Source organism: Aquirufa sp. TARAVU-A1A, assembly GCF_054558675.1.
This window is the reverse complement of the sequence record NZ_JBPXKP010000001.1, coordinates 78,896-101,835: the sequence shown is the minus strand read 5'-3', so window position 1 is coordinate 101,835 and position 22,940 is coordinate 78,896. Positions and strand designations below refer to the sequence as shown.

18 protein-coding genes are annotated in these 22,940 nt (G+C 42.6%); 7 read left to right on the top strand and 11 right to left on the bottom strand.

Annotation, left to right across the window (positions count from 1 at the left end):
- Nucleotides 1–3 precede the first annotated feature (3 nt).
- Together V7S75_RS00485 and crtD are read right to left on the bottom strand one after the other, a co-directional pair.
- Nucleotides 4–477: a DUF4293 domain-containing protein gene (locus tag V7S75_RS00485; protein WP_459510751.1), complete on the bottom strand. Its 474-nt coding sequence runs from the start codon at nt 475–477 to the stop codon at nt 4–6.
- A gap of 23 nt (nt 478–500) precedes the next feature.
- Complete coding sequence (gene crtD, locus V7S75_RS00480; protein WP_459510750.1) at nt 501–1,970, bottom strand: 1-hydroxycarotenoid 3,4-desaturase CrtD; 1,470 nt, start codon at nt 1,968–1,970, stop codon at nt 501–503.
- 104 nt (nt 1,971–2,074) lie between these two features.
- Between crtD and aspS the strand changes: the two genes are divergently transcribed.
- Nucleotides 2,075–3,838 carry an aspartate--tRNA ligase gene (gene aspS / locus V7S75_RS00475; protein WP_459510749.1) on the top strand — a complete coding sequence of 588 codons (1,764 nt, stop codon included), beginning with the start codon at nt 2,075–2,077 and terminating at the stop codon, nt 3,836–3,838.
- An 81-nt stretch (nt 3,839–3,919) separates the two neighbouring features.
- Here aspS and V7S75_RS00470 read toward each other — a convergent pair whose 3' ends face one another.
- Genes V7S75_RS00470 through V7S75_RS00455 form a run of 4 tightly spaced genes read right to left on the bottom strand, consistent with a single transcriptional unit; the run spans nt 3,920 to nt 7,392 of the window.
- The gene (locus V7S75_RS00470; protein ID WP_459510748.1) at nt 3,920–4,549 is read right to left on the bottom strand and encodes a carbonic anhydrase; all 630 of its coding nucleotides are present in this window, start codon (nt 4,547–4,549) and stop codon (nt 3,920–3,922) included.
- 1 nt (nt 4,550) lies between these two features.
- A complete protein-coding gene (locus V7S75_RS00465; protein ID WP_459510747.1) occupies nt 4,551–6,080 on the bottom strand; it encodes a SulP family inorganic anion transporter in 1,530 nt (509 codons plus the stop codon).
- 32 nt (nt 6,081–6,112) lie between these two features.
- Nucleotides 6,113–6,454, bottom strand: coding sequence for a hypothetical protein (locus tag V7S75_RS00460; RefSeq protein WP_459510746.1), 342 nt, complete (start codon nt 6,452–6,454; stop codon nt 6,113–6,115).
- Nucleotides 6,454–7,392, bottom strand: a complete 939-nt coding sequence (locus V7S75_RS00455) for a toxin-antitoxin system YwqK family antitoxin (RefSeq protein ID WP_459510745.1) — start codon at nt 7,390–7,392, stop codon at nt 6,454–6,456. Before V7S75_RS00455 ends, V7S75_RS00460 begins: the two co-directional genes overlap by 1 nt.
- A 125-nt stretch (nt 7,393–7,517) precedes the next feature.
- Here V7S75_RS00455 and fcl point away from each other — a divergent pair, with 125 nt between their 5' ends.
- The 3 genes from fcl to V7S75_RS00440 are packed head-to-tail and all read left to right on the top strand — an operon-like array spanning nt 7,518 to nt 10,185.
- Complete coding sequence (gene fcl, locus V7S75_RS00450; protein ID WP_459510744.1) at nt 7,518–8,456, top strand: GDP-L-fucose synthase; 939 nt, start codon at nt 7,518–7,520, stop codon at nt 8,454–8,456.
- The gene (locus V7S75_RS00445; protein WP_459510743.1) at nt 8,456–9,193 is read left to right on the top strand and encodes a class I SAM-dependent methyltransferase; all 738 of its coding nucleotides are present in this window, start codon (nt 8,456–8,458) and stop codon (nt 9,191–9,193) included. The genes fcl and V7S75_RS00445 overlap by 1 nt, the downstream gene beginning before the upstream one ends.
- A gap of 5 nt (nt 9,194–9,198) precedes the next feature.
- The gene (locus V7S75_RS00440; RefSeq protein WP_459510742.1) at nt 9,199–10,185 is read left to right on the top strand and encodes a YhdH/YhfP family quinone oxidoreductase; all 987 of its coding nucleotides are present in this window, start codon (nt 9,199–9,201) and stop codon (nt 10,183–10,185) included.
- Here the strand turns inward: V7S75_RS00440 and V7S75_RS00435 are convergent.
- Nucleotides 10,175–14,077: a S8 family serine peptidase gene (locus V7S75_RS00435; RefSeq protein ID WP_459510741.1), complete on the bottom strand. Its 3,903-nt coding sequence runs from the start codon at nt 14,075–14,077 to the stop codon at nt 10,175–10,177. The two genes, V7S75_RS00440 and V7S75_RS00435, sit on opposite strands and share 11 nt — an antisense overlap.
- Before the next feature lie 56 nt (nt 14,078–14,133).
- On the bottom strand, nt 14,134–14,742 hold the full coding sequence (locus tag V7S75_RS00430) for a ribonuclease HII (protein ID WP_459510740.1): 609 nt from the start codon (nt 14,740–14,742) through the stop codon (nt 14,134–14,136).
- Nucleotides 14,743–14,823: 81 nt separating this feature from the next.
- Here V7S75_RS00430 and V7S75_RS00425 point away from each other — a divergent pair, with 81 nt between their 5' ends.
- Nucleotides 14,824–15,498: an outer membrane beta-barrel protein gene (locus V7S75_RS00425; protein WP_459510739.1), complete on the top strand. Its 675-nt coding sequence runs from the start codon at nt 14,824–14,826 to the stop codon at nt 15,496–15,498.
- Nucleotides 15,499–15,503: 5 nt separating this feature from the next.
- Here the strand turns inward: V7S75_RS00425 and V7S75_RS00420 are convergent, their stop codons facing one another.
- Both V7S75_RS00420 and V7S75_RS00415 read right to left on the bottom strand, forming a co-directional pair.
- Complete coding sequence (locus V7S75_RS00420; protein ID WP_459510738.1) at nt 15,504–16,844, bottom strand: dihydroorotase; 1,341 nt, start codon at nt 16,842–16,844, stop codon at nt 15,504–15,506.
- Nucleotide 16,845: 1 nt separating this feature from the next.
- Nucleotides 16,846–18,852: an OmpA family protein gene (locus V7S75_RS00415; RefSeq protein WP_459510737.1), complete on the bottom strand. Its 2,007-nt coding sequence runs from the start codon at nt 18,850–18,852 to the stop codon at nt 16,846–16,848.
- 123 nt (nt 18,853–18,975) lie between these two features.
- Here V7S75_RS00415 and V7S75_RS00410 point away from each other — a divergent pair, with 123 nt between their 5' ends.
- The gene (locus V7S75_RS00410) at nt 18,976–20,586 is read left to right on the top strand and encodes a pseudouridine synthase (protein ID WP_459510736.1); all 1,611 of its coding nucleotides are present in this window, start codon (nt 18,976–18,978) and stop codon (nt 20,584–20,586) included.
- A 61-nt stretch (nt 20,587–20,647) separates the two neighbouring features.
- On the opposite strand, the gene V7S75_RS00405 is transcribed toward V7S75_RS00410, so the two are convergent.
- On the bottom strand, nt 20,648–21,574 hold the full coding sequence (locus V7S75_RS00405; protein WP_459510735.1) for an AraC family transcriptional regulator: 927 nt from the start codon (nt 21,572–21,574) through the stop codon (nt 20,648–20,650).
- A gap of 322 nt (nt 21,575–21,896) precedes the next feature.
- On the opposite strand from V7S75_RS00405, the gene V7S75_RS00400 reads away from it, so the two are divergent.
- Nucleotides 21,897–22,922 carry a rod shape-determining protein gene (locus V7S75_RS00400; protein ID WP_315574959.1) on the top strand — a complete coding sequence of 342 codons (1,026 nt, stop codon included), beginning with the start codon at nt 21,897–21,899 and terminating at the stop codon, nt 22,920–22,922.
- The last annotated feature ends 18 nt before the right edge of the window (nt 22,923–22,940 follow it).

The window sequence follows — 22,940 nt, the reverse complement described above, 5'->3', positions numbered from 1 at the left end:
ATTTTAGCGCATGCGGTTCGAGGACTGCACGAGCATTTCATCTTTACGAATCAATCGATTTGCGATCATGTTGGCCAATAACGCCACGACCATTGCATAGAACCCATAGCCATATTTTCCTTGTGCTTCCGGTTCAAAGCTCGGCATCGCCTCTTTGAAAATCACCCAAAACGAATAGCCCATCGCACCAGCTAACAAAAGTGAGTTGATCAGCCCCAATAACATTTGGCGGATGCGATTCTTGAATGAGAAGAGGGTAATTAAAGTGATGATTGTCGATAAAGTCAATAAAATCACGATGGCCATTGCGCTTGATGAAGTCGTTTTCCCGGCATCCGTCAGCGTCCACTCATTGAAAAATAATTCGGCTCTTTGGCCTGCTTGCCCTACTTTCGCCCAAATGCTCCAGCCGAGTGAGACAAGGCAATTGGCAACTAAAACGAGGACTAGGAAGATTGTTTGAGGTCTTTGAATCATGTTTATTTAATTTTCACACGAAATTAAGCATTTTCTTGAAAAAGCTTGGCGGCAATTTTAGCTGAACTTAAGCATAATGGAATTCCTCCTCCCGGATGAACGCTGCCACCTATCCAATACATGTTTTTGATGGCGGATCGGTAATTCGGATGGCGTAAAAAGGCTGCAAATTTGTTGTTGGAGGAGTTTCCATACAATGCGCCTCCCGCTGAAGAGGTGCGGGATTCAATCCGCCGAGGGTCTAAGTAGTCCTCCGCAACGAGGTGTTCTTCCAAATTTATTCCCAATACCTGATTGATTTTATGAATCACATTTTCTCTACATTCCTTGATTAATGCATCCCAATCTTGCCCTGAATTTGCCGGGGCATTGATTAAGACAAACCAATTTTCACAACCTGATGGGGCATCGTTGGGCTCAACTTTACTGGAAATGTGGACGTAGACGGTGGGATCACTCCATAAGTTTTCTGTTTTGAAAATGGCTTCAAATTCAGCTTGGTAATCCTTCGAAAATAAGATGTTATGAACTCCTAATTCGTCAAATACGCGGTTAATCCCCCAATAGAAGATAATCCCCGAGCTTGATTTGGGTTGATTTAGTAATTTATTGGGACGAAGATTTTCGGGTAATAGCTGCTGGTAGCTCGGGCGAATATCCGCGTTGCTCGCTACGAAATCAAAATCATAGGAAGCTTTTTTAGTTACAATTCCATTGGCGATATTACCTGTTGTACGAATTTTTTCGACGGCTTCATTTAAGTGAAATTTGACCCCTAAATCTTTGGCTAAACGAACGAGTGCCTGAGGAATCTCGATCATCCCTCCTTTGGGGAAATAAGCCCCTAAATTGTATTCTAAGTGCGGAATGATGGAAAGGGTAGCAGGTGTTTGGTAGGGATCGGAGCCGTTATACGTGGCATAGCGATCAAATAATTGCACCGTTTTCGGGTTTTTGAACTTCGAAGTATGTGCTTGGTGCATGGTCTGAAAGAGCCCTAGTTTATGTAAATTCGCATAGCCTAGCATCGCTTTTTTACTCGTCCATGTGCTGAATTTGTGCAAGGAATCATCCAAAAATAAGTCACTGACAATGTTGTATTTTTCACCCGCCTCTTTAATATAGCGGTAAATCGTTGGCGCATCCTCCTGTAAGGCATCCGCCATGCATGCCGCTGTCTCTGCAGGGTCCTCAACCGTCGTTAAGCGTGTTTGATCATCCCAAAAATAACGGCAAATCTCAGGTAAACGTTCGTAATTAAAATAGTCACGTGGGTTTTTCCCGGCCATTTCAAATAATTCATCAACCAGCTTAGGCATGGTAAACAAGGACGGCCCCGTGTCAAATCGGAATCCATTGATTTCAAGTAGGCCTAGTTTGCCCCCTGCTCGTTCGTTTGCCTCAAAAACCGTCACTTCATGACCTAACAATTGCATACGAATCGCAAATGCAATTCCTCCTATACCTGATCCGACAATTCCGACTGTTGACATGTCAATTTAATTTCCCGTGAAATTAACTAAATAAGAATAAACAGGTAAATGTTTTACACTACATACTCTTTTCCGTAATTTTGCACGAATTTTTATAATAAACTATGTTACGTACACACACGAACGGCGAATTGAGAATGGAGCACGTGGGCCAAACAGTCACTTTATGTGGTTGGGTTCAAAAAACACGTGATAAGGGAGGCATGTTATGGATCGACTTACGCGACCGCTATGGCATCACCCAATTAATGTTGGAAGAAGGGAAATCAGATCCGTCGGCCTTGACTTTAGCCCGTGGCTTGGGTCGGGAGTTCGTTGTCGCAGCAGAAGGAGTTGTTGTAGAACGTTTGGCAAAGAATGACAAGTTACCTACGGGTGATGTAGAGATTAAGGTGAGCAATTTACGCATCTTAAATCCAGCCAAATTACCTCCATTTTTGATCGAAGATGAGACGGATGGTGGCGATGATATTCGCATGAAGTATCGGTATTTGGACTTGCGTCGTAACCCGATTCGTGAGAGTCTTCGTTTGCGCCATCAAGTAGGTCGTGAAGTGCGTAATTATTTAGATAAGCAAGATTTTATTGAGGTGGAAACGCCTGTGTTGATCAAATCTACGCCGGAAGGGGCACGTGATTTCGTTGTGCCATCTCGGATGAATCCAGGTGAATTTTATGCCTTACCACAATCGCCGCAAACCTTCAAGCAATTGTTGATGGTTTCGGGATTTGATCGTTATTACCAAATCGTCAAGTGTTTCCGTGATGAGGATTTACGCGCGGATCGCCAACCAGAGTTTACGCAGATTGACTGTGAAATGTCATTTGTGGAGCAAGAAGATATCTTGAACATGTTTGAAGGCTTAATTCGCCATTTGTTCTCGACGGTCAAAGGTTTGGATATCGGCGAAGTTCCTCGCATGACTTATGCAGATGCGATGAAATATTACGGTTCTGATAAGCCGGATATTCGTTTTGATATGAAGTTTGTGGAGTTGAAAGGGGAAGGTGTTGACTTGACCTCCGGAAAAGATTTTCAGGTTTTTGATGCTGCGAATACGGTTGTTGGGATATGTGTGAAAGGAGCCGCAGAATATACGCGTAAACAATTGGATGAATTGACAGATTTTGTGCGCCGACCGCAAATTGGGGCTAAAGGATTGATCTATGCACGCGTTCAGCCGGATGGCGTCGTGAAATCATCGGTTGACAAATTCTATTCAGAATCAGATTTAGCTACTTGGGCTGCAGCATTTAATGCGGAACCAGGAGATTTGATTTTGGTATTGTCAGGAGATGGAGATAAGGTGCGTAAGCAATTAAATGAGCTTCGTCTCGAAATGGGAACGCGCATGGGATTGCGTGATCCGAACAATTATAAAGTGCATTGGGTTGTCGATTTCCCATTGTTGGAATACGGAGAAGAAGAGGACCGCTGGTTCGCGATGCACCATCCATTTACTAGCCCTAAGCCAGAGGATATCGCTTTGATGGAAGCTGGGGACTTGGGTAAAGTTCGTGCGAACGCTTACGATTTAGTTGTGAATGGCGTGGAAGTGGGCGGAGGCTCGATTCGTATCTTCCAAAAAGATTTGCAATCGAAAATGTTTGAGGTCCTAGGATTTAGCGAGGAGGAGGCGAAGGCACAATTCGGCTTCTTGCTTGATGCGTTTGAATATGGAGCGCCGCCACATGGTGGTTTGGCGTTTGGTTTTGACCGTTTATGTTCGTTGTTCGGTGGAACAGAATCTATTCGTGATTACATCGCATTCCCGAAAAATAATGCGGGTCGTGATGTGATGATTGATTCACCATCTCCGTTAGCGCAGGCGCAATTGGATGAGTTGAAAATTAAAACGAATTTATAAGTTTTAGCGACTCTTATGTCGCCTTTCCCTCGTAGCTTTGGCAAACCTCAAAGGATTGCCAAAGCTAATGTATAGAAGTGTTTAAAATTCATATTTAAACACAGGGCTTTCCCATTCGCCCGCATTTATATTCAAGACTTCATTAATTTGTCCATGATGGATATCGAAAACCCATCCATGTAAATGGGGAAATTGTCGTTTTGCCCATGCTTTTTGAACGATTGTCGTTTTAGCCAAATTTTGAATTTGTTCGGCTACATTGAGTTCTACCAACTTATTAAAGCGTAATTGTTCGTCATCAATCGCATGTAGTTCTGAAAAATGTTTCTCATAAACTTCCTTGATGTTGCGAAGCCATTTATTAATTAAGCCAAAATCATGGTTAGTCATGGCCGCCTTTACGCCTCCGCAATTATAATGTCCACAAACGATGATGTGTTTGACCTCTAAAACTTCAACCGCATACTGCAATACTGACAATAAATTGATATCAGTATGAACAACCATATTGGCCACATTTCGATGGACAAATATATCTCCTGGGTCAGCATGGGTAATTTCTTCTGCGGGTACCCGACTGTCCGCACATCCAATCCAAAGGAAAAGCGGGTTTTGGTCTTTCGATAAGTTATCGAAATAATGTGCATCAAGTTCAAGGCGCTCACTTGCCCAGGCCTTATTACTCAATAATAATTTTTTATACTCTTTCATGTTATCTCTTTTTTAGGTCGGCTTCTATGCCGCGTTCATGTGCTGTTGCGATAAATTCTTCAATCAATTGGGTGATATCATGGTCCATGAAATGTACTTTCGAAACGTCAATATACACATCCGACCCCTGCGGAATTTTTCTTAAAGCTTCTTTTACTGCCATTTTGTGTAAAAATGTAACGTCCTTTTGAAACTTGATTAACACCTCGTTCCCATTTTGGAAAACGGAAAAAACGGAGGAGTAATTCGTGATGATCACAAAAATGAGGCCGATAACCGTACCGATGAATATGCCCCAAAGGAGATCAACCCCAACTACGACAGCAATGGTGATCAGGAACGGAACCCATTGTTTCCAACCTTCAGAAAGTACTTTTTTGAATTCCTTTGGATGGGCTAATTTATATCCAGTATATAGCAAAATGCTGGCCAAGCAGGCAAGCGGAATTTTATTTAAATACATGGGTAATGCCAAAACCGCCAAGAGCAATAAGACGCCATGTACGAATCCAGACATGCGGGATTTTCCACCTGCATAGATGTTCGTAGACGAACGCACAATAACCGAAGTAATAGGGAGGCCTCCCAATAAGCCACTACTTATATTGCCGATTCCTTGCGCGATCAATTCGCGATCTGCTGAAGCAATTCGTTTCTGCGGATCTAATGCTTCTGTTGCTTCTAAGGATAATAAACTCTCAAGAGAGGCTACAATTGCTAAGGTAAATGCGATCGTATATACTTTGGGGTTTGTGAAAAAGGACCAATCCGGTAGTACGAGTCCGTTAATTGCTTCATTCATGTTCTTAAATACCGGGAGACTCACCATGTGTTCCGCTGAGTTGCCTAGATACCATTGAGGGGCGTACCCAGCGAAAAAAAGATTCAATATGACCCCAGACAATACCACAATGAGTGAAGCAGGTAAAGCTTGCATCCAGCGTAATTTAATTGCGACTGAATTCCATATGAACAAGATGAGTAATCCCAAACCAGAAATGATTAATGCACCTAGTTTAATATCGCGGAATGATGCCATTAATTCAGTAAAGGTATTTTGACCGTCTGCAATTTGTGAAAATTCAAATTCTCCAATGAAGTCTAAGTCATCACCAAACGCGTGCGGGATCTGCTTTAATATAATAACAATACCAATAGCCACAAGCATACCTCGAATAACCGATGAAGGGAAAAATCCGCCAATTTTCCCCATTTTAATCAAGCCCAGGATGATTTGAATCACGCCGGCCAGAATGACTGCAATTAAAAATCCCGCGAAGCTACCCAACTGATGAATGGCATTCGCAACGATGATGGTTAAACCCGCTGCCGGTCCACTGACCGAAAGTTCTGATCCCGAAAGAAGCGAAACGAGCATTCCACCTATAATGCCCGCAACTAGGCCTGCCATCAACGGGGCACCTGATGCTAAAGCAATGCCAAGGCATAAAGGAAGGGCAACAAGAAATACGGATATACCCGATTTCCAATCTCCTGCGATAAGAGATTTACGATAATATTGAAAGTTCATACAAACGTTTATTAATGTGTTAAAACAACAATCTAACTATTTGTATGTGTATCGGGTGGAGTTAAAATGGGCCAAAGATGCGCTTGACTTAAGCGATCTTGATAGCTGTAAAAGTGTAAGGTATTTTGTGTAAAATGGGGGATGAAAGTCTCTAAAGTCGCCTTATTGACATAAGCAGAATCTGTTAGATCATCGTCCGAGTCTTCCGAATCTTCTTCCGAATCGACAGGAGCATAATTAATTAATGTAGCCTGTTGGTCTGTATGTTTGACTTGAAAACGGTAACCATCAAAGGGATTTAAGGGCATCGTCGGTTCCTGTGCCGTACAAAACCCCGACATAAACTTTACCCATAAAATCAATAGCCACACCATCAGTCTAGCGTTGTTTTGAGTTGGTAAATAATCTTCCCTTGTGCATCACGCTCCTGAACCAATTCCGGTTCTTGAGTGTCAAATTTGTCTTTTCCGTAGCGCCATTCTTTCTTTAATCGGCCGCCCGAACCAAATTCATAATATTCACGCCAGCGGCCTATACGCACGCTATCGTCCAGCATGCCTTCTTCTTTCAAGTTGCCACTCGCATAAAATGCACGGTATTGTCCTCGTACTTTTCCGTATACAATGGGAATAACTTCTTTGATTTTCTTCTGTTCGGTGTCGTAATAGCTAACAGTAGATTCCACGGGAAATCCGTGGTGATAATATTGCTTGTTCAGGAGTTCCCCGTCCGGGCCATAAGTTTCCCAGCGACCATCTTTGGCTCCCATGAAGAAAAAGCCTTGCTCCGTCACGTTTTGGTTGACGATACGTCGGAAGGGGCCGTGGCAGATTTGTGCCGATTTATTATCCTTCAGAGATCCAGTAACAATGCGCGATTGTGCGGGGTCAAACCACCAAATTTCAGTCACATACGGGCTAACGGCCTCGTCTTCTACATATTTGACTACATTGATTTCTTCCTGTGTGTTCCGACTTCCACTGCCATAATTGCCCAATCGGCGTTCGGTTTTAACACCAGCATATTCATCTTTAGGGGGTGATTTTTTGGCCGCTCTTCTTGCGAGCATACTCGCTTTGATGCCCAGGTTTTTGATTCCTAAATCCTCAATGATCGCTTTCCCCTCCGATTTGATTTTTTTTGCTCCTTCCAATTGTTCCTCCAAGCCCGTGCTAAGTCGACCTCCAAGAAATCCCTTTTGAGCGCTTGAGTCTGTCAAAGGTTTTTTGGTAGAAATGACCGCCTGCGCCTGACCATAGCTTGAAAAGACAGCTACAACAAGGAAACAAAAAATAAGGAACTTGATTTTCATGGCATTTTAGAACGCTAAGCGCTCAAAAAAATTTCCCAAAAATAGGAATTTAAATGATTAGCTTAGGTAGTTTATGTATTTTTGCGAGGTTTTTCACGCGTTAATTATCGCATAGCAGTCAATCATTGAAAAAGGAAGCTAAAATATATGTAGCAGGACACCGTGGAATGGTGGGATCTGCCATCGTTCGACAGTTACAAGCTCACGGTTATCAACAAATCGTTGTTCGGACATCCAAGGAATTGGATTTGCGGAATCAGGAAGCTGTGTCAACGTTTTTCCAACAAGAAAAGCCAGATTATGTTTTTTTAGCCGCAGCCAAAGTAGGAGGGATTGTCGCGAATAATACCTACCGTGCGGATTTTCTATATGAAAACTTAGCAATTCAAAATAATGTCATTCATGCGGCTTATCTAAATCAAGTAACAAAATTGATGTTTTTAGGGTCCTCTTGTATTTACCCTAAAATGGCGCCTCAGCCACTGAAAGAGTCATATTTGTTGACCGGTGAATTAGAGCCAACCAATGAGCCATATGCGATCGCCAAAATAGCTGGTATAAAAATGTGCGAGGCTTACCGCGCCCAATATGGTTGTGATTTTATATCCGTAATGCCAACCAATTTATATGGTCCCAATGATAATTATGATTTGCAGAATTCGCATGTGTTGCCTGCGATGATTCGGAAGTTTCATGAGGCGAAAGAGCGAGGGGACGCAACCATGGAATTGTGGGGAACGGGATCTCCCATGCGCGAATTCTTGTATGCAGATGATCTAGCGGAGGCGTGTTTGTTCTTAATGGAAAATTACAGCGACGCTGAATTGGTGAATATTGGTACGGGAGTAGACGTTACAATCAAAGAACTCGCGGAAACGGTCCAAAAAATTGTGGGTTTTGGCGGTGAAATTCGTTGGGATGTCTCCAAGCCCGATGGTACCCCACGTAAATTGATGGATGTTTCAAAGCTACATCAGTTAGGCTGGAAGCACCATATCGAGTTGGCGGATGGAATTCGTTTGGCCTATCAAGATTTTTTACAAAACCTCGCTTTGCGCAAGTAATGGAAAAAACGACGTGGTTTAGTACCTGGTTTGATTCCCCTTACTATCATCAATTGTATGCGAGTCGGGATGACCAAGAAGCCAAACATTTTATTGAAAGCTTACAGGCTTATTTGAAAATTGCTCCCGGAGCGTTTGTTTTAGATGCGGCTTGTGGTAAAGGTCGTCATGCCAAAATGTTACAGCGCCACGGGATGCATGTGGAGGGTTTTGATTTGTCCCCGAGTAGTATTGAGGAGGCGAATCGTTTGGCCAATAAACACTTACATTTCTTTGTCCACGACCTGCGTGAACCCTTGCCGAAACAAGCACATTACGATGTTGTTTTTAACTTTTTTACGAGTTTCGGCTATTTCGATGAACCTTCTGATAATGCTCGAGCGTTCCAAACGTTTGCTGGAGGATTAAAAAAAGATGGAATTTTGGTCATGGATTTTCTAAACCCCATCTATATTCTTGCGAATTTGGTTCCGGAAGAAGTTGTCAAACGCGGCGCTATTAAGTTTCATATTAAGCGTTGGGAAGAAAATGGCTATCTCTACAAATCCATTGCATTCGAGGATCAAGGTCAATCCTATGCTTTTCAAGAGAAAGTTGAATTGATTTCAAAAGATGATTTTTTGGTTTATGCGGAACAAGCGGGCTTGAAGTTTCTCAATTTGGCGGGTGACTATTCTTTAGCTAAGTTTGATGAACAAAAATCCCCTAGAATGATCTTTTTCTGGGCTAAGAAATAAGGCTTATGCAATCTTTTCGTGCACTCGTAACGGAAATTAGTCCTGAAGGCAAGGCGTCCACTGCACTTCAAACGTTACCTTTAACTTTTTTGTCGGAATCAGATGTTCTCATAAAAGTTGAATATTCATCCTTGAATTATAAAGATGCTTTGTCGGCAAGCGGCCATAAAGGCATTACCCGAAATTTTCCACACATTCCTGGAATTGACGCAGCGGGTGTCGTCGTATCTGATGTTTCAGGGAAATTCCCAACAGGCACTCGCGTGTTGGTCACCGGCTTTGATATGGGGATGAATTCGCATGGAGGTTTGTCGGAGTATATTCGTGTGCCAGCCAACTGGGTTATCGAAATTCCAGCAAGATTACCTTCGCGCATCGCGATGCAATGGGGAACTGCGGGATTAACTGCTGCCATGGCCGTGGAGGCCTTGATTGCTAATCAGTTAAGTCCTGAAAAAGGGGACGTATTGGTTACGGGTGCAACGGGAGGCGTGGGGATGATTAGTATTCGTTTGTTGAGCCATTTAGGTTATTCCGTTGTTGCGTTAAGTGGTAAACCTGCGTTGGAGGAAACATTGAAAGGATTAGGGGCCTCGCGCGTGATTTCGAGGCAACAATTTGCTGAAGAACCCGTTAAAGCGCTCTATCCTATGGAGTATGCCGGTGCGATTGATACCTTGGGCGGAGATTACCTTGTTCAAGTCGTAAAACGATTGAAATTTGGCGGATCCGTTGCTGTTTGCGGTATGGCTGCGGGGGTTGAATTACCGCTCCAAGTCTATCCATTTATTTTGCGAGGCACGCGGATGCTTGGCATTTATTCTGCTGAATCTCCTTTGTCCCATAAACAGGTTTTGTGGGATAAAATAGCTGAAATCTGGTCAGTCGACTTGGAAGGCCTCAGTCAAGAAATTAATCTTGAGGAGGTACCTGCCATACTTGAGAAAATGTTATCCGGGAATAGTAGTGGACGTTATCTCGTTAAAATTTAACAAATTTAATACCAGGTTGATTTGAGATTTCTGGGAATGAAATTATGTAAATACCATTTGGAATGGCGCGTATATCTAAGGTAACTTGTCTTGAAGGTATCTCATACGTCGTAGTTTGAACTAATTGTCCCAATGTATTCGCTATTTGTACTTTCAATGGTCCTGATTGTTGCAATCTATCCGGGATGCCAAGGTTGATTTCATTTTGTGCAGGATTTGGGAAAGCAGTTATTTGTACAAATGGATTAAGTTCGTCATTCGCCAAGATACTTATGATAAAGTTTTCTGAACTTGCTGGGCATCCATTGATGTCTGTCAATTTGATAGCATAAGTCCCTGATTGCGTAGGAGCATAATTTGCATCCGTTGCTCCTGTGATGGCTTTCCCATTGAGATACCATTGCATATTATTCCCTCCGGAAGATTTTAACACCCCATTCGAATAGGACACCAACGGAGATAATGGGGCAGAAATAGTCAAATTTAAGCTACTACTCACAGCGCTGCAATTATTTGTGTTGCTCACTTGGGCTTGATATTGCCCTGATTTAGTAATTGACAAGGATGCTTGTGTCGCCCCAGTGATAGCGGCACCATTTAATAACCATTGAATAGATGCATTGTCGCTAAAGGTTGCTGTAATAACTTTTGTCTCGCTAGAACAAGCTGTTAATGAGCCTGTGGGTGTGATGCCAACAGTTGGGCTTGGGCTCGTGTTAACGCCAACTTGGCTTCGTGGGCTAGGACATCCGATGGATCGGAATTTCATGTCATAAAAATAATAGTATCCTGTAGTAATGGGCGCGCCGTTATATTTGGCTCCGGTCATTGAAACAATGTTGGGGATAGTATACGGATAGCCTAAGTTGACCGGGGCATTAACCGTATCTGCGAGGCTTCTGTTGCTCCTGAAAATACTTGCACCATTGGAGCAAGTTTGTCCAATCACGTAACTACCAGCTTTGGGGAATTGTAGATTTAGGTAAACAATTTGTCCTGGATCATTCTTGTCATCAATAAGTTGGCCTCCCACCCTGGTTAAATTGCTTTGTGTGCGCGTTGCTTCCACAACTTTGGTAACCGACCCCACAAGTTCGCCACTGTCTTTGTTGTAAACGCTGAATGTAATTGTGCCCGCTGTTCCTACATAGATGCGCGCACTTTCCAATACAATCGGGCTTTTGACTTCCAAAATAGGTTGCGGACCAAAATTTTCATAGTAGGTCCCCGTTCCGAATGCGGCCTTCGTACTTGGATTTAATCCACCTGAAAAGTCGGCCTGCGCAATGCTATATGTAGCTGATGCTGGTAGGCTAATTTTTGCTCCGGCACCCACTAAGGTATTGTTTGTATACCAAAGTGCCCCTTCGCTATTTGCCGTTAAATTGACCAAAGTGCCTGGTGTACACTGCGTTCCAATGGCCGAAGGTATACTTGGAGTTTCTATTTTTTGTTGTAATTGGAAATTATTGTTTTGTGGATATTGGTCGTTAGTTAGTTGATGACTTAGTTCAAAAGAATAAATTTTTCCTGCCTCCAAAGCAACGTCGGCTTGCAATGCAATTTCCTGTTCAGATCCCGCATTGATTTTTTCAATTGTGCCTTTTAGTTGGCCTATCGTTAGGGAATTCGAAGAAATTAATATCGTCACGGGGAGATTGCGCTGCGCTTTTGTTCCTGTGTTTTTCACGCGCGCAATGAGTTTGAGTGTACCGGTATTTTGACAGAAATTGCCTACGGTAGTTGATATGCCTATCGCTGCAATGTCATTGGATGCTTGCAAAATCTGAATACTTGCTTCCAAACTATTCCCATTTGAAAACGATCCACAATTACTAGTGATTGGATCATTGGAACAAATAATACGAAGTTTATAGCGCTTGTCTACCGCAACGCCAGATGGCGAGGTGATTGAAAAGTTGAAGTTGTTACCCGTGATGTTTGTCGTGGTATTTATTAATTCGTTTACATCGTCAAAATCACCATCTTGATTCCAGTCTACCACAGCCCGAATGTTTTTTGTTGTTGTGTTACTGAATTGAATGTTCACAGGTTTCGTTTCCCCCGTTTCAATCATTAAGGCTGTTCCGGAACTGTCAAGCGTGTTAGCGACGGCTTTGTTATCAACCATTAATTTTGTGAGAATAATATTGCTCGTACTGGGGTTTAGGTTACAATAGGCATTGCCTCCAATGCCGGAGATGAGTAAAGAAAAATCTTGTTGATTGTTTTTTAGCGTCCCCTTGTGGTTAATGCTTAAGGTATAGGTTTCTCCAGGGATACTTTGTGGAATAATTATTTTTTCAACATTATCTAAATTATTAACCCCTGTCTTCGCCAAAGCACTTGGATTATCCGGGTCTAGGGTAAATGGGAGAAAGGTTCCTTTACTATCTTGAATTTTGATATCTAAATCATTGACTAATCGGGGAGACCGATTGTTCAAGCTGCTTGAAATTAATGGCAATACGTTGCCTTCTGGGTCCGTCCAAGCTAAGGTTACACGGACATTACCAGCTCCCGACGCGATGAATTTCTCGGTATATAATGTGCCATTATTTAAACTCAGTTCACGTATTGCATGTGTTTTGTCGGTGTTTTGAATGACTTTCGCAGCACTTTCGGCATTTAAAAGCCCCCATCCACTTTGGTAGTCGGGTCCTTCAGGGCCAAAATCCATGGCAGTATGAATGACGAGTCCTTTCAGTGTCGCAGAGCGCATGAATTTACCTTTATTTAGACGATTGTATAATTGCTGAAGTAAAAGTAATGATCCTGCAACTTGTGGCGATGACATGGATGTCCCGTCCAGGGTTGTATATGCGGCGTTGGATGTGTTGCTTGTCGATAATATATCGGTTCCTACACCCATAATATCTGGTTTGATGCGGCCATCGTCGGTAGGTCCCCAACTTGAAAAATTACTTACGCGGATTTCAGAGGCAAGGTTAGGCGTTTGTTGGATGGATTCAATCGCTCCAACGGTCAATATGTTTTTGGCGGTTCCTGTGGTTGAAATGATATCATAGCCATCATTTTTGGCCCGAATGATATTGCTTGAATCCCGTGTGTTTTTGAGAAAATAGTATTCACCTTTGGTAAAATCAGGGCCATTTTCGGAACGGCTATTCCCTGCTGATTTAGTAATGAGGTAATAAGGAGCATTGAAAGCGATCTTGTCCAATGCTTGCGTGTTGCTGTCATAAAAGCCAAATTTATAATCCTCTAAGGTGCTGATTGCATCGTTGCCCCACCATTGCCATTTGTTTTTCGTTGAATCATAAACCCAGCCTGACTGGTATCCATAGGAGTGATTGCTGATCAATAAGTTGGGCGAAGCTGTACTGATTTCTGCATTATCATTATTATAATCCCACACTTTTAAATCGGCTCCAAATGCCATTCCACGTGCCGAAGCAATTACGCCACTTGCTATCATCGTTCCCGCTACGTGCGTCGCATGCAGGTCGGAAGTTATTGCACTCTCTTGTGATTTTATGCGACTGCCAAATTCCTGATGCGTCGTCATAGCACCTCCGCCATCCCAAAGGGCTAGTTTTCCAGCTAATGTATCTGATTTTCCTGTTAATGCTAAGCCTAATCCGCCCGTACTATATAGTTGATCGGTGCGGGTGATTTGTGCTGACCTTTTATTCGACTCAACACCTAAATAAAGTGCTTCTCCAATTGAATTAATTTGTTGAAGTGTTATTTTTCGATCACCCACTTGATCTTCGACCTTTATCCCTTTTTGTTTGGCTAAGTTCAAACTTTGGGTATAGCGATTGCTTTGTTCTCTGCTGAAATCCTCCGCATACGCTTGAATACGTCTTTTGTTTTCCGTCGTATATAAATCATGTTGGGCTTGAATCCTCAGGGAGAAAACAAGCATCACAATCAGTATCGCTCGTATGTTTTGTGGTCGCATGGTGTGGTCAAAGAACTAATTTAGGCTTTTTCCTTTAATTCTACACGAAAGGTTTTTCGGTGGATTTCTGTGGGCCCTAGGCAGAGCACAGCCTTTCGATGTTCTAAGGTTGGATAGCCCGCATTTCGCTCCCAGCCATAACCTGGGTATTTTTCTGCGGCTTTTTGCATCCATTCATCTCGGTGGGTTTTAGCTAAAATAGATGCTGCAGCAATGGAAAAGTACTTGGAATCTCCCTTCACGACACAGGTATGCTGGATAAATGGGTAGCTTATAAAGCGATTTCCGTCGACCAACAAATGCTCTGGCTTTATCCGAAGTTTGTCTACTGCTAGATGCATAGCCATCACGCTAGCTTTGTAGATGTTTATCTGATCAATCATCGCATGATCGACCTCTGCAATTGCATAGTCAATGGCATAATTTTTGACGACTTCGATTAACTGCTGACGTTGCTTCGCATTCAATTGTTTGGAATCAGTTAATAGTTTGTCATGAAAGTCTTTTGGTAAAATTACTGCCGCTGCAACAACCGGGCCCGCCAAACATCCACGACCTGCCTCATCGAGGCCTGCTTCTATCCCTTCAGGTTGAAAATAGGGCAACAAAGCATGTTTGATTCGTGACATAATTCAGGTCGAATGATGATTTTTGTTGGTGTTTCCACAAATATGGCTTAAAATTGCTAATTATTTTCAAAGATTCCTCCTATGATCAAGCACCTCGTTTTCACTTTTTTAGGTATCTGCCTTTTGGTAAACTCTGTGTCTGCTCAGAAAAGTCGAACTAAAAAGATCTTTCATTTCGAAGCGAAGTCGGCTCGATTCAGCGGTGATGGTGTGGGCGGTGAGACTTATTTTTTTAAACCCGCGTTTGAAGTTGGTTTTGGAATAAAATACCCATTAACATCCCGTGTGAGTTTTAATCCGGAATTAACCTTGGCGCAAAAAGGATTTCACGGCAAGACAAATTACTCAGATTCTACCTACACGGAACGTAATTTGTCCTTAAATTACCTCGATATTAGTCCTAATTTCGAAATAAAATTAGGTTCTGTTTCAGAGTACTCGACAGGTTTTTCAGTTTGGGCCGGCCCTTATATGGGTGTCGGATTATGGGATAATGCTTCTTATACTATCCGTACCGCGAACCCTACAAAACCAGGAGCCTATGTGTTGAACACGACTTCAGGAGAAAGTTTTTCACGTGACATTCGCCGACTGGACATGGGCTTTAAAGTGGGCGTTGGCGTAGTCTCGCAAAATTTTGTGTCGGTAGGTTTAACATACCAAGCCGGACTGATGAACATCGCTACGGATTCTAAATCCTTATATAATCAATCGCTAGGCTTCTATATGCGTGTTTTCTTTGACGATATACTCTAATTTGATTATCGTTCAAATAGCAAACGTTCTCCTTTTTTACTCATGTCAAATTGTCCATTTGCATAGGCTAAATGCCCTGAAACAATGGTATGTGTAATGCTCGCGGGGAATTGGTGCCCCTCCAAGGGTGACCAAGCGCATTGATAATGTAACGATGATTTTGCCACCTCATGCGATTGCTGCAAATCCACAATGGCCAAATCAGCCCAATAGCCTTCTCTGATGTATCCGCGATCTTGAATTTGGAAACACTCCGCCAAATTATGCGCTGTTTTTTCTGCTATTTGTGTCAAACTTAATACGCCATCTTGGCTCATTTCTAAGAGCATCAATAAGGGGTGCTGAACCAAGGGAAGGCCAGATGGTGATTTCCAATATCCTTGTTGTTTTTCTTCCCAGGTATGTGGTGCATGATCGGTGGCAATCACATCAATGGCTCCCGTTTGCAGTGCTTTTCGAATCGCCGTGCGATGTCTTGCGTCTTTAATTGCCGGATTACATTTGATTTGATTACCCAAACTTTCATAAGCAGATGCATCGAACCACAAATGATGCACACAGGCCTCAGCCGTAATTCGTTTGTCTTTCACAGCCTTCCCGGTTTCGAATAAGGCTAGTTCTTCTTCTGTACTAATGTGTAAGATATGTAATCGCGTATTTGATTTTTTCGCCAAATCTACCGCCATGGATGAAGATAAGTAACAAGCCTCTTCGTTACGAATTAACGGATGAATAAAAGCAGGCGCATCTTCACTTGGGTATTTTTCTCTGAATAATTCCAATCGCGCGCGAACGGTCGCTTCGTCTTCACAATGCGTTGCAATTAATAATTCGCTGGAATTGAAAAGAGTTTCGAGGGTTTTTGTATTATCGACCAACATGTTTCCCGTGCTGGAGCCCATAAATACCTTAATCCCACAAACATTGTTTTTGTTCGTCTTTAATACTTCTTCCAAATTGTCATTGGCAGCCCCCATGAAAAAGGAGTAGTTGGCCAATGAGCTCTCGTGTGCTATATGGTATTTGTCTGAAAGTAATTCTTGCGTCAGCGCATTCGGAACGGTGTTCGGCATTTCCATGAAACTCGTTACTCCCCCAGCAACTGCCGCGCGTGCTTCGCTCGCGATAGTGGCCTTGTGTGTTAGCCCAGGCTCACGGAAATGAACTTGGTCATCAATCATACCCGGAAAAACATGCTTGCCGTTCAGTTCAATGATCTGTTCGTTTCCTTCCGGACTTATGCTTGTTCCGATTTTCTCAATCCGGCCATTTTTGATACGAATATCTCCGGTCGTGATTTGCCCTTCGTTGACGATTTGACCATTTTTCAATAAATATGCCGACATATTATTCCTGATTTATTTGGATGATTTTAAACTCTGTCCGACGGTTCTGCTGATGCATTTCCTCTGGGCAATCTACGCCGTCTGAACATTCATTGATTAATTGGCTTTCGCCATACCCTTTCGGTTTGATTCGGTCTTTCGCAATTCCGCGTTGCAAGATGTATTTTACAGCTGATTCCGCGCGGCGTTGTGATAATTTCTGATTGTATGCTGCCGTTGCACGCGCATCCGTGTGGGCACCCAATTCTAAGTTAACTTGAGGATTGTCCAGCAAGAAATTGACGATTTTGTCTAATTCAACAGCTGCATCTGGTCGGATATCTGCTTTGTCTAAATCGTAATAAATGGAATTTAACTGGTAAAATTGACTGATTTCTTTCCCGATTTCTGGCTGGTCCATCACGATCTTAAACGCAAATGTCGTGTCCGTAAGTTCCTTTTTTAGCAAGGCTTGAGGAATTTCTCTGCCCTCCAACGAAAAGCTTGAACGTGCGGAAATATATCCATCTTTTTCAAGTTTGAATTGAATTTCATCGCCTGAATTTAGACTGAATGGATCAATATTGCCTAGCTTGTCACTGGTGAAAACCTCACTTGATTCCCCATTTCTTCGGGCACTCACCTGCACGCCTTGAATCGGTTTCCCATCAGGTTGTACGACTTGGACGGCTAGGGAATAATTAACCGTTTTCAAGGTCTGGTTGGTAGCTGTTTTTGTGCTGTCATTTGACCACCAATGATCCTCATTCCCGCTAGATTTAAAGAAATAGATGTCATCATCTCCTTTGCCTCCTGGACGATTGGAGCTGATATAGCCAGAAACTGGGTCTGAAAGATTGATGGCAAAATCATCCCCGATTGAGTTCATGGGAACGCCTAAATGTTCAATACTAATTTCATTGTCATTTCGACTCGCTACATAAAGATCTAAGCCGCCAATACTCGGATGTCCATCCGAAGAAAAATAGAGTTTCCCATTCTCACTCACAAAAGGGAATATCTCATCGCCGGGCGTATTGATGATGGAACCTAAATTAATCGGTCTGCCAAAGCGGCCTGAATTATCAATCGGTACGCGATATAGATCTAGTCCCCCTTTGCCGCCTCTTCTATTTGAGCTGAAATAGAGCGTTCGGTCATCAAATGAAAAACAGGGGCTACCATCCCATGCAATGGAATCTGAGATGGCTAAGCGTTCCGGCTCCGACCAATCTTTTCCATTTTTTTTCGAAATGTATAAGTCTACATCGGGAGAAGGGTCCTTGCTTTTGCCGGTATTTCCACGTGCGAAAACAACTGTTGTGCCATCGTGCGAAAACGCTGGAGTTCCGTCATTGGCATTTTCTTTGTAAAGTTTATCGCTAAATAAATGTGGCGTGGTGATTTCATTTTCTTTTAACAAGGGGGCGCTGTATAAACCCAAGAAAGGAAGTCCATTGTTTTTGTAAATCAAGGGTTTGCTTGAACTGGTGAAGAGCAATTCGTTGCCTATTTTTTGGGCTGCAAATTCTGTTTTAGACGTATTCCCCAATAATGGGAAGAGGGCAACTGGGCTTTGCTTTTGAACGAGGGAAGGGATTTTATCCAAATTCTCTAATTCAATTTCAGCTTTTATTTGGTAGAAGCGGTTCGGTTTGCTTTGAAGAAATTTAGTCAAATAAGTTTTGCATAGGGAATAATCTCCTAGCGATTTTGCTGCTAGTGCAATGTGATAATTGACTAAAATGTCGTCGATTCCTTTTGATTGGGCTTTTTGGTAATAAGGGAGCGACAATCCAATCCGATTAGAGAGTCGGTAAGATTCCGCCACATAATAGGCGCTTTTATCTCCTTCGATACCTTGATCTGCCAAAGGTTTGAGCGCTTGAATGGCCCATTCATATTCGCCTCTTTCAAAATATTTCAAGCCTTTTTTGCTTGTTTGACGCGTAGGATTACAGCCAAATATCGTTGTGAGAACGATAAAAAAAGCGAGTAAACGGACGATTTGAGTTGATTTTGCTAGCATGGCCCTTAAAGATCTTTCAAATGTAATAAGCTATGCTCGTTTTTTTGATGTACCTTTGCATAAATTATCAATCAGTCAAGGAAATAAATCCTTGTCAAATCCAGCAGTGATGTTGCATATTTTATGAGAAAAAGAATTCAGAAAGACGACAACCGTCGTTCAGATGCGCCACGTAGTAATTCAGGTGGTCGCTCAACAGCAAGAAATTTTAGTGATCGTTCTTCAGGGCCTAATCGGGCTTCTGCAGGTGACCGTAAACCTTTTGAAGGTGGAGATCGTCCATATACACCTCGTGCACCACGTGAAGGTGCTGAGCGTCGTCCTTACAACCGTGAAGGATCTAGTGATCGTCCATATACGCCTCGTGCACCACGTGAAGGTGCTGAGCGTCGTCCTTACAACCGTGAGGGATCTAGCGATCGTCCGTATACACCACGTGCACCTCGTGAAGGTGGCGAACGTCGTCCTTACAACCGTGAAGGATCTAGCGACCGTCCATATACTCCTCGTGCACCTCGTGAGGAGGGTGAGCGTCGGCCTTTCAACCGTGAGGGATCTAGCGATCGTCCGTATACGCCACGTGTACCTCGTGAAGGTGGCGAACGTCGTCCTTACAATCGTGAAGGATCGAATGATCGTCCATATACACCTCGTGCACCTCGCGAAGATAGTGAGCGTCGTCCATTCAATCGTGAGGGATCTAGCGATCGCCCATATACGCCACGTGCTCCTCGTGAAGAGGGTGAAGCTCCACGCGCACCTTTTAGAAGAACGGGTGGTGATTTTTCACCGCGTCCAGTACGCGATGAGGCGCCTCGTAATTTTGAAGCTCGAGAGGAACGTAAATTTACCCCTCGGGAAGATGATCGTGGACGAACAGCCAAGTTTTCGAAGCGCGATACGTTCAAATCGCGTAATCGCCATGATCAGGCACCAGCCTTTTCTCCAGCCTATAAATTAGATCGTTACAAAGAAAATGCTCCTGCTAAAATTCAAAAGAAAATTGCGCAGACTGAGCGTCGTGGTGATGAAGTTCGATTAAATCGTTTCATCGCGAATGCAGGTATATGTTCTCGTCGGGATGCGGATAAGTTGATCGAAGCGGGTGAAATTAAAGTGAACAATAAGGTTGTTACGGAAATGGGTTACCAAGTGGCTCCAACGGATGTCGTGAAATACGGTAATCGTCGTTTGAATCGCGAGAAGCCTGCCTATGTCTTATTGAATAAGCCTAAAGATTTCTTAACTACGACGGAAGATCCTCAAGATCGTAAAACGGTGATGGAATTAGTGAAAAATGCGGGCGAATCTCGTATTTATCCCGTTGGACGTTTGGATCGAAATACAACAGGCTTAATTTTATTGACAAATGATGGCGAATTAGCGGATAAATTGACGCACCCATCGAATGAAATTGAAAAGATTTACCAAGCGGAATTGGATAAGCCATTGACCGACGAGGATTTTGAAAAAATCGTTGCGGGTTTAAAATTGGAAGATGGTGAAATTAAGGTAGATGATTTGGCCAAAGTTACACCAGACGGTTATGTGATTGGGGTGAAAATTCACTCAGGTAAGAACCGTATCGTTCGTCGTATTTTTGAACATTTGGGCTACGAAGTAACCAAACTTGACCGAACAACCTTTGCGGGCTTGACCAAAAAAGATTTGCCTCGTGGCAGCTGGCGTTACCTAACAGAGCGCGAGTTAGTGAAGTTGAAATACTTGTTATAGTATTTGCAAAAGAAAAGGCCCAGTGAAAACTGGGCCTTTTTTATGTTTATAGTGGAATCGCTTAGATGTTCATCAACGATTCGCGGCGTCTCATTTTTCCTGCTGGAATTCCAAACATCATTTTGAAACGACGACAGAAATAGGCGGTGTCTTTGTAGCCAACTTCTGAACCAATCGCACGGATGGATTTCTTGGTTGTTCGTAATAAGCCTACAGCCGCTTCCATTCGTTGGTATTCGATGTAATCTTGTGGATTAATACCAGTCAACATTTTGAAATATTGACCTACATAATCTTCAGATACATTCGCGACGTTTGCTAGGACCTTGTTAGATAAGTCACCTCCGATATGATCTTTGATGTAGGCAAAAATATCGATTAAGCGAGGGTCTTTGAAATAGGTGCTGTTTGTGGCTAATTGCTCAACGAAAAGACGGTTTTGGATGATGTAACGGATGACCTCAATCACGATTTCTTCCGTTTTAATTTTGATGATACGGCCTTTACCAATCTCATCAGACATATCCTCTAACAAAATCTCTTTGATTGTTTGAGCTAATTTTTCATCCTTCTTGATTAAAAAAGGAGGGATATCTAAAGAGGTGAAGAAGTTGACAGAGTCAAATACTTTCGCTTCAAAGGCAACCATTCCGAAAGAATTTTCATGGCTACCGATATTTTGCGAATCCATGTTCAAGTCGAAGTACATTTCGCGGTGGGTCATGAACTCCTCATTGTTAACAGCTTTTGGTTTTTCAGCGTTTCCATAAGTTACGCTGACCATTTTACCTCCAGGGATAAAAAGCATGTCGCCTTCCTCTACTGGGGTATCTTCCTCACCAAAAGAAACTTCGCCTTTGTACAATATCAAGAGCGAGTTTTCCACATCGTAGTAATTCTTAATACGAATAGGTTGTAATATTCTTATGTTGCGTGCTTTGATGAATTTGACCCCAAGGGACTCAATGATCTTGTTGTAATCTTCCATTTTATTCCTGATTATCCACCGAAAAACACGGTTTTAACTTTTTAATTTGGACAAAACTAATAAATCAGATAATAATTCCAAATTATTTTATGTTAATTTTTGTCCATTTGGCGAAATGTGTCGACCAGCATTAATTGTAATATACCTATATATCCCGCTGGCGGGGTGGGAGCGGTTTGAAATTCTGTGCTAATCTGTTTTTTATAATTATTTTTAGGGAGATTAGAAATTTGATATAAAATCAATCATTAGGTCATTTTTTATCTGTAAATTTGTTTTCTAGAGCATGTATAGCTTTATTATTTCCCCTATTTGAAACACCATGGGACTATTTAATTTCCTGACCAAGGACATCGCCATTGATTTAGGTACAGCGAATACCTTAATTATTCACAAAAATCAAGTTGTTGTCGACGAGCCGTCGATTATTGCTTTAGACCGTAACACAAACAAGGTGTTAGCTGTAGGTCGACAAGCGATGATGATGCACGAAAAGACAAATGATAATATCAAAACGATTCGTCCATTGAAAGATGGAGTAATCGCCGACTTTACCGCAGCGGAATTAATGTTGCGCGGGTTGATTAAAATGTTGGATCGTGGAAATTCATTTTTCTCACCTGCACTTCGCATGGTGATCTGTATCCCATCAGGTATAACGGAGGTAGAGAAACGTGCGGTAAAGGATTCAGCGGAGCACGCAGGTGCTCGTGAAGTTTACATGGTACATGAGCCTATCGCTGCTGCGATTGGTATCGGAATAGACATTGAACAGCCCAATGGTTCATTGGTTGTAGATATTGGAGGGGGTACCACGGAGGTTGCTATTATTTCCTTGAGCGGTATCGTGGTGGAAAACTCGATTCGTGTGGCTGGTGATGAATTTACACGTGACATTAAAGATTACTTGTTGCGCGAACACAAATTGGTTATCGGTGAGCGTTCTGCAGAGCAAATTAAAATTCAAGTCGGAGCGGCATTACCTGAATTAGAAAACCCACCAGCCGATTTTGAAATTCGTGGTCGTGATCAAATGACGGGTATCCCGAAAGAAATTTTGATCAATTATTCTGAAATCGCCTATGCTTTAGATTCGTCAATCACGAAAATTGAGGTAGCGATTATGGAAACCTTACAACGAGCTCCAGCGGAACTTTCGGGTGATATTTTCCACAATGGTATTCACTTAGCCGGTGGTGGTGCGATGTTACATGGTTTAGATAAACGTATCGAAAAGAAAACGCAATTGAAAGTCCATGTAGCTGACGATCCATTGAAAGCAGTTGTACGCGGAACGGGTGAAATTTTGAAGAACCTTGAGAAATACAAACCTGTTTTAATTACCTAGTTTTCAATCGCGATAACT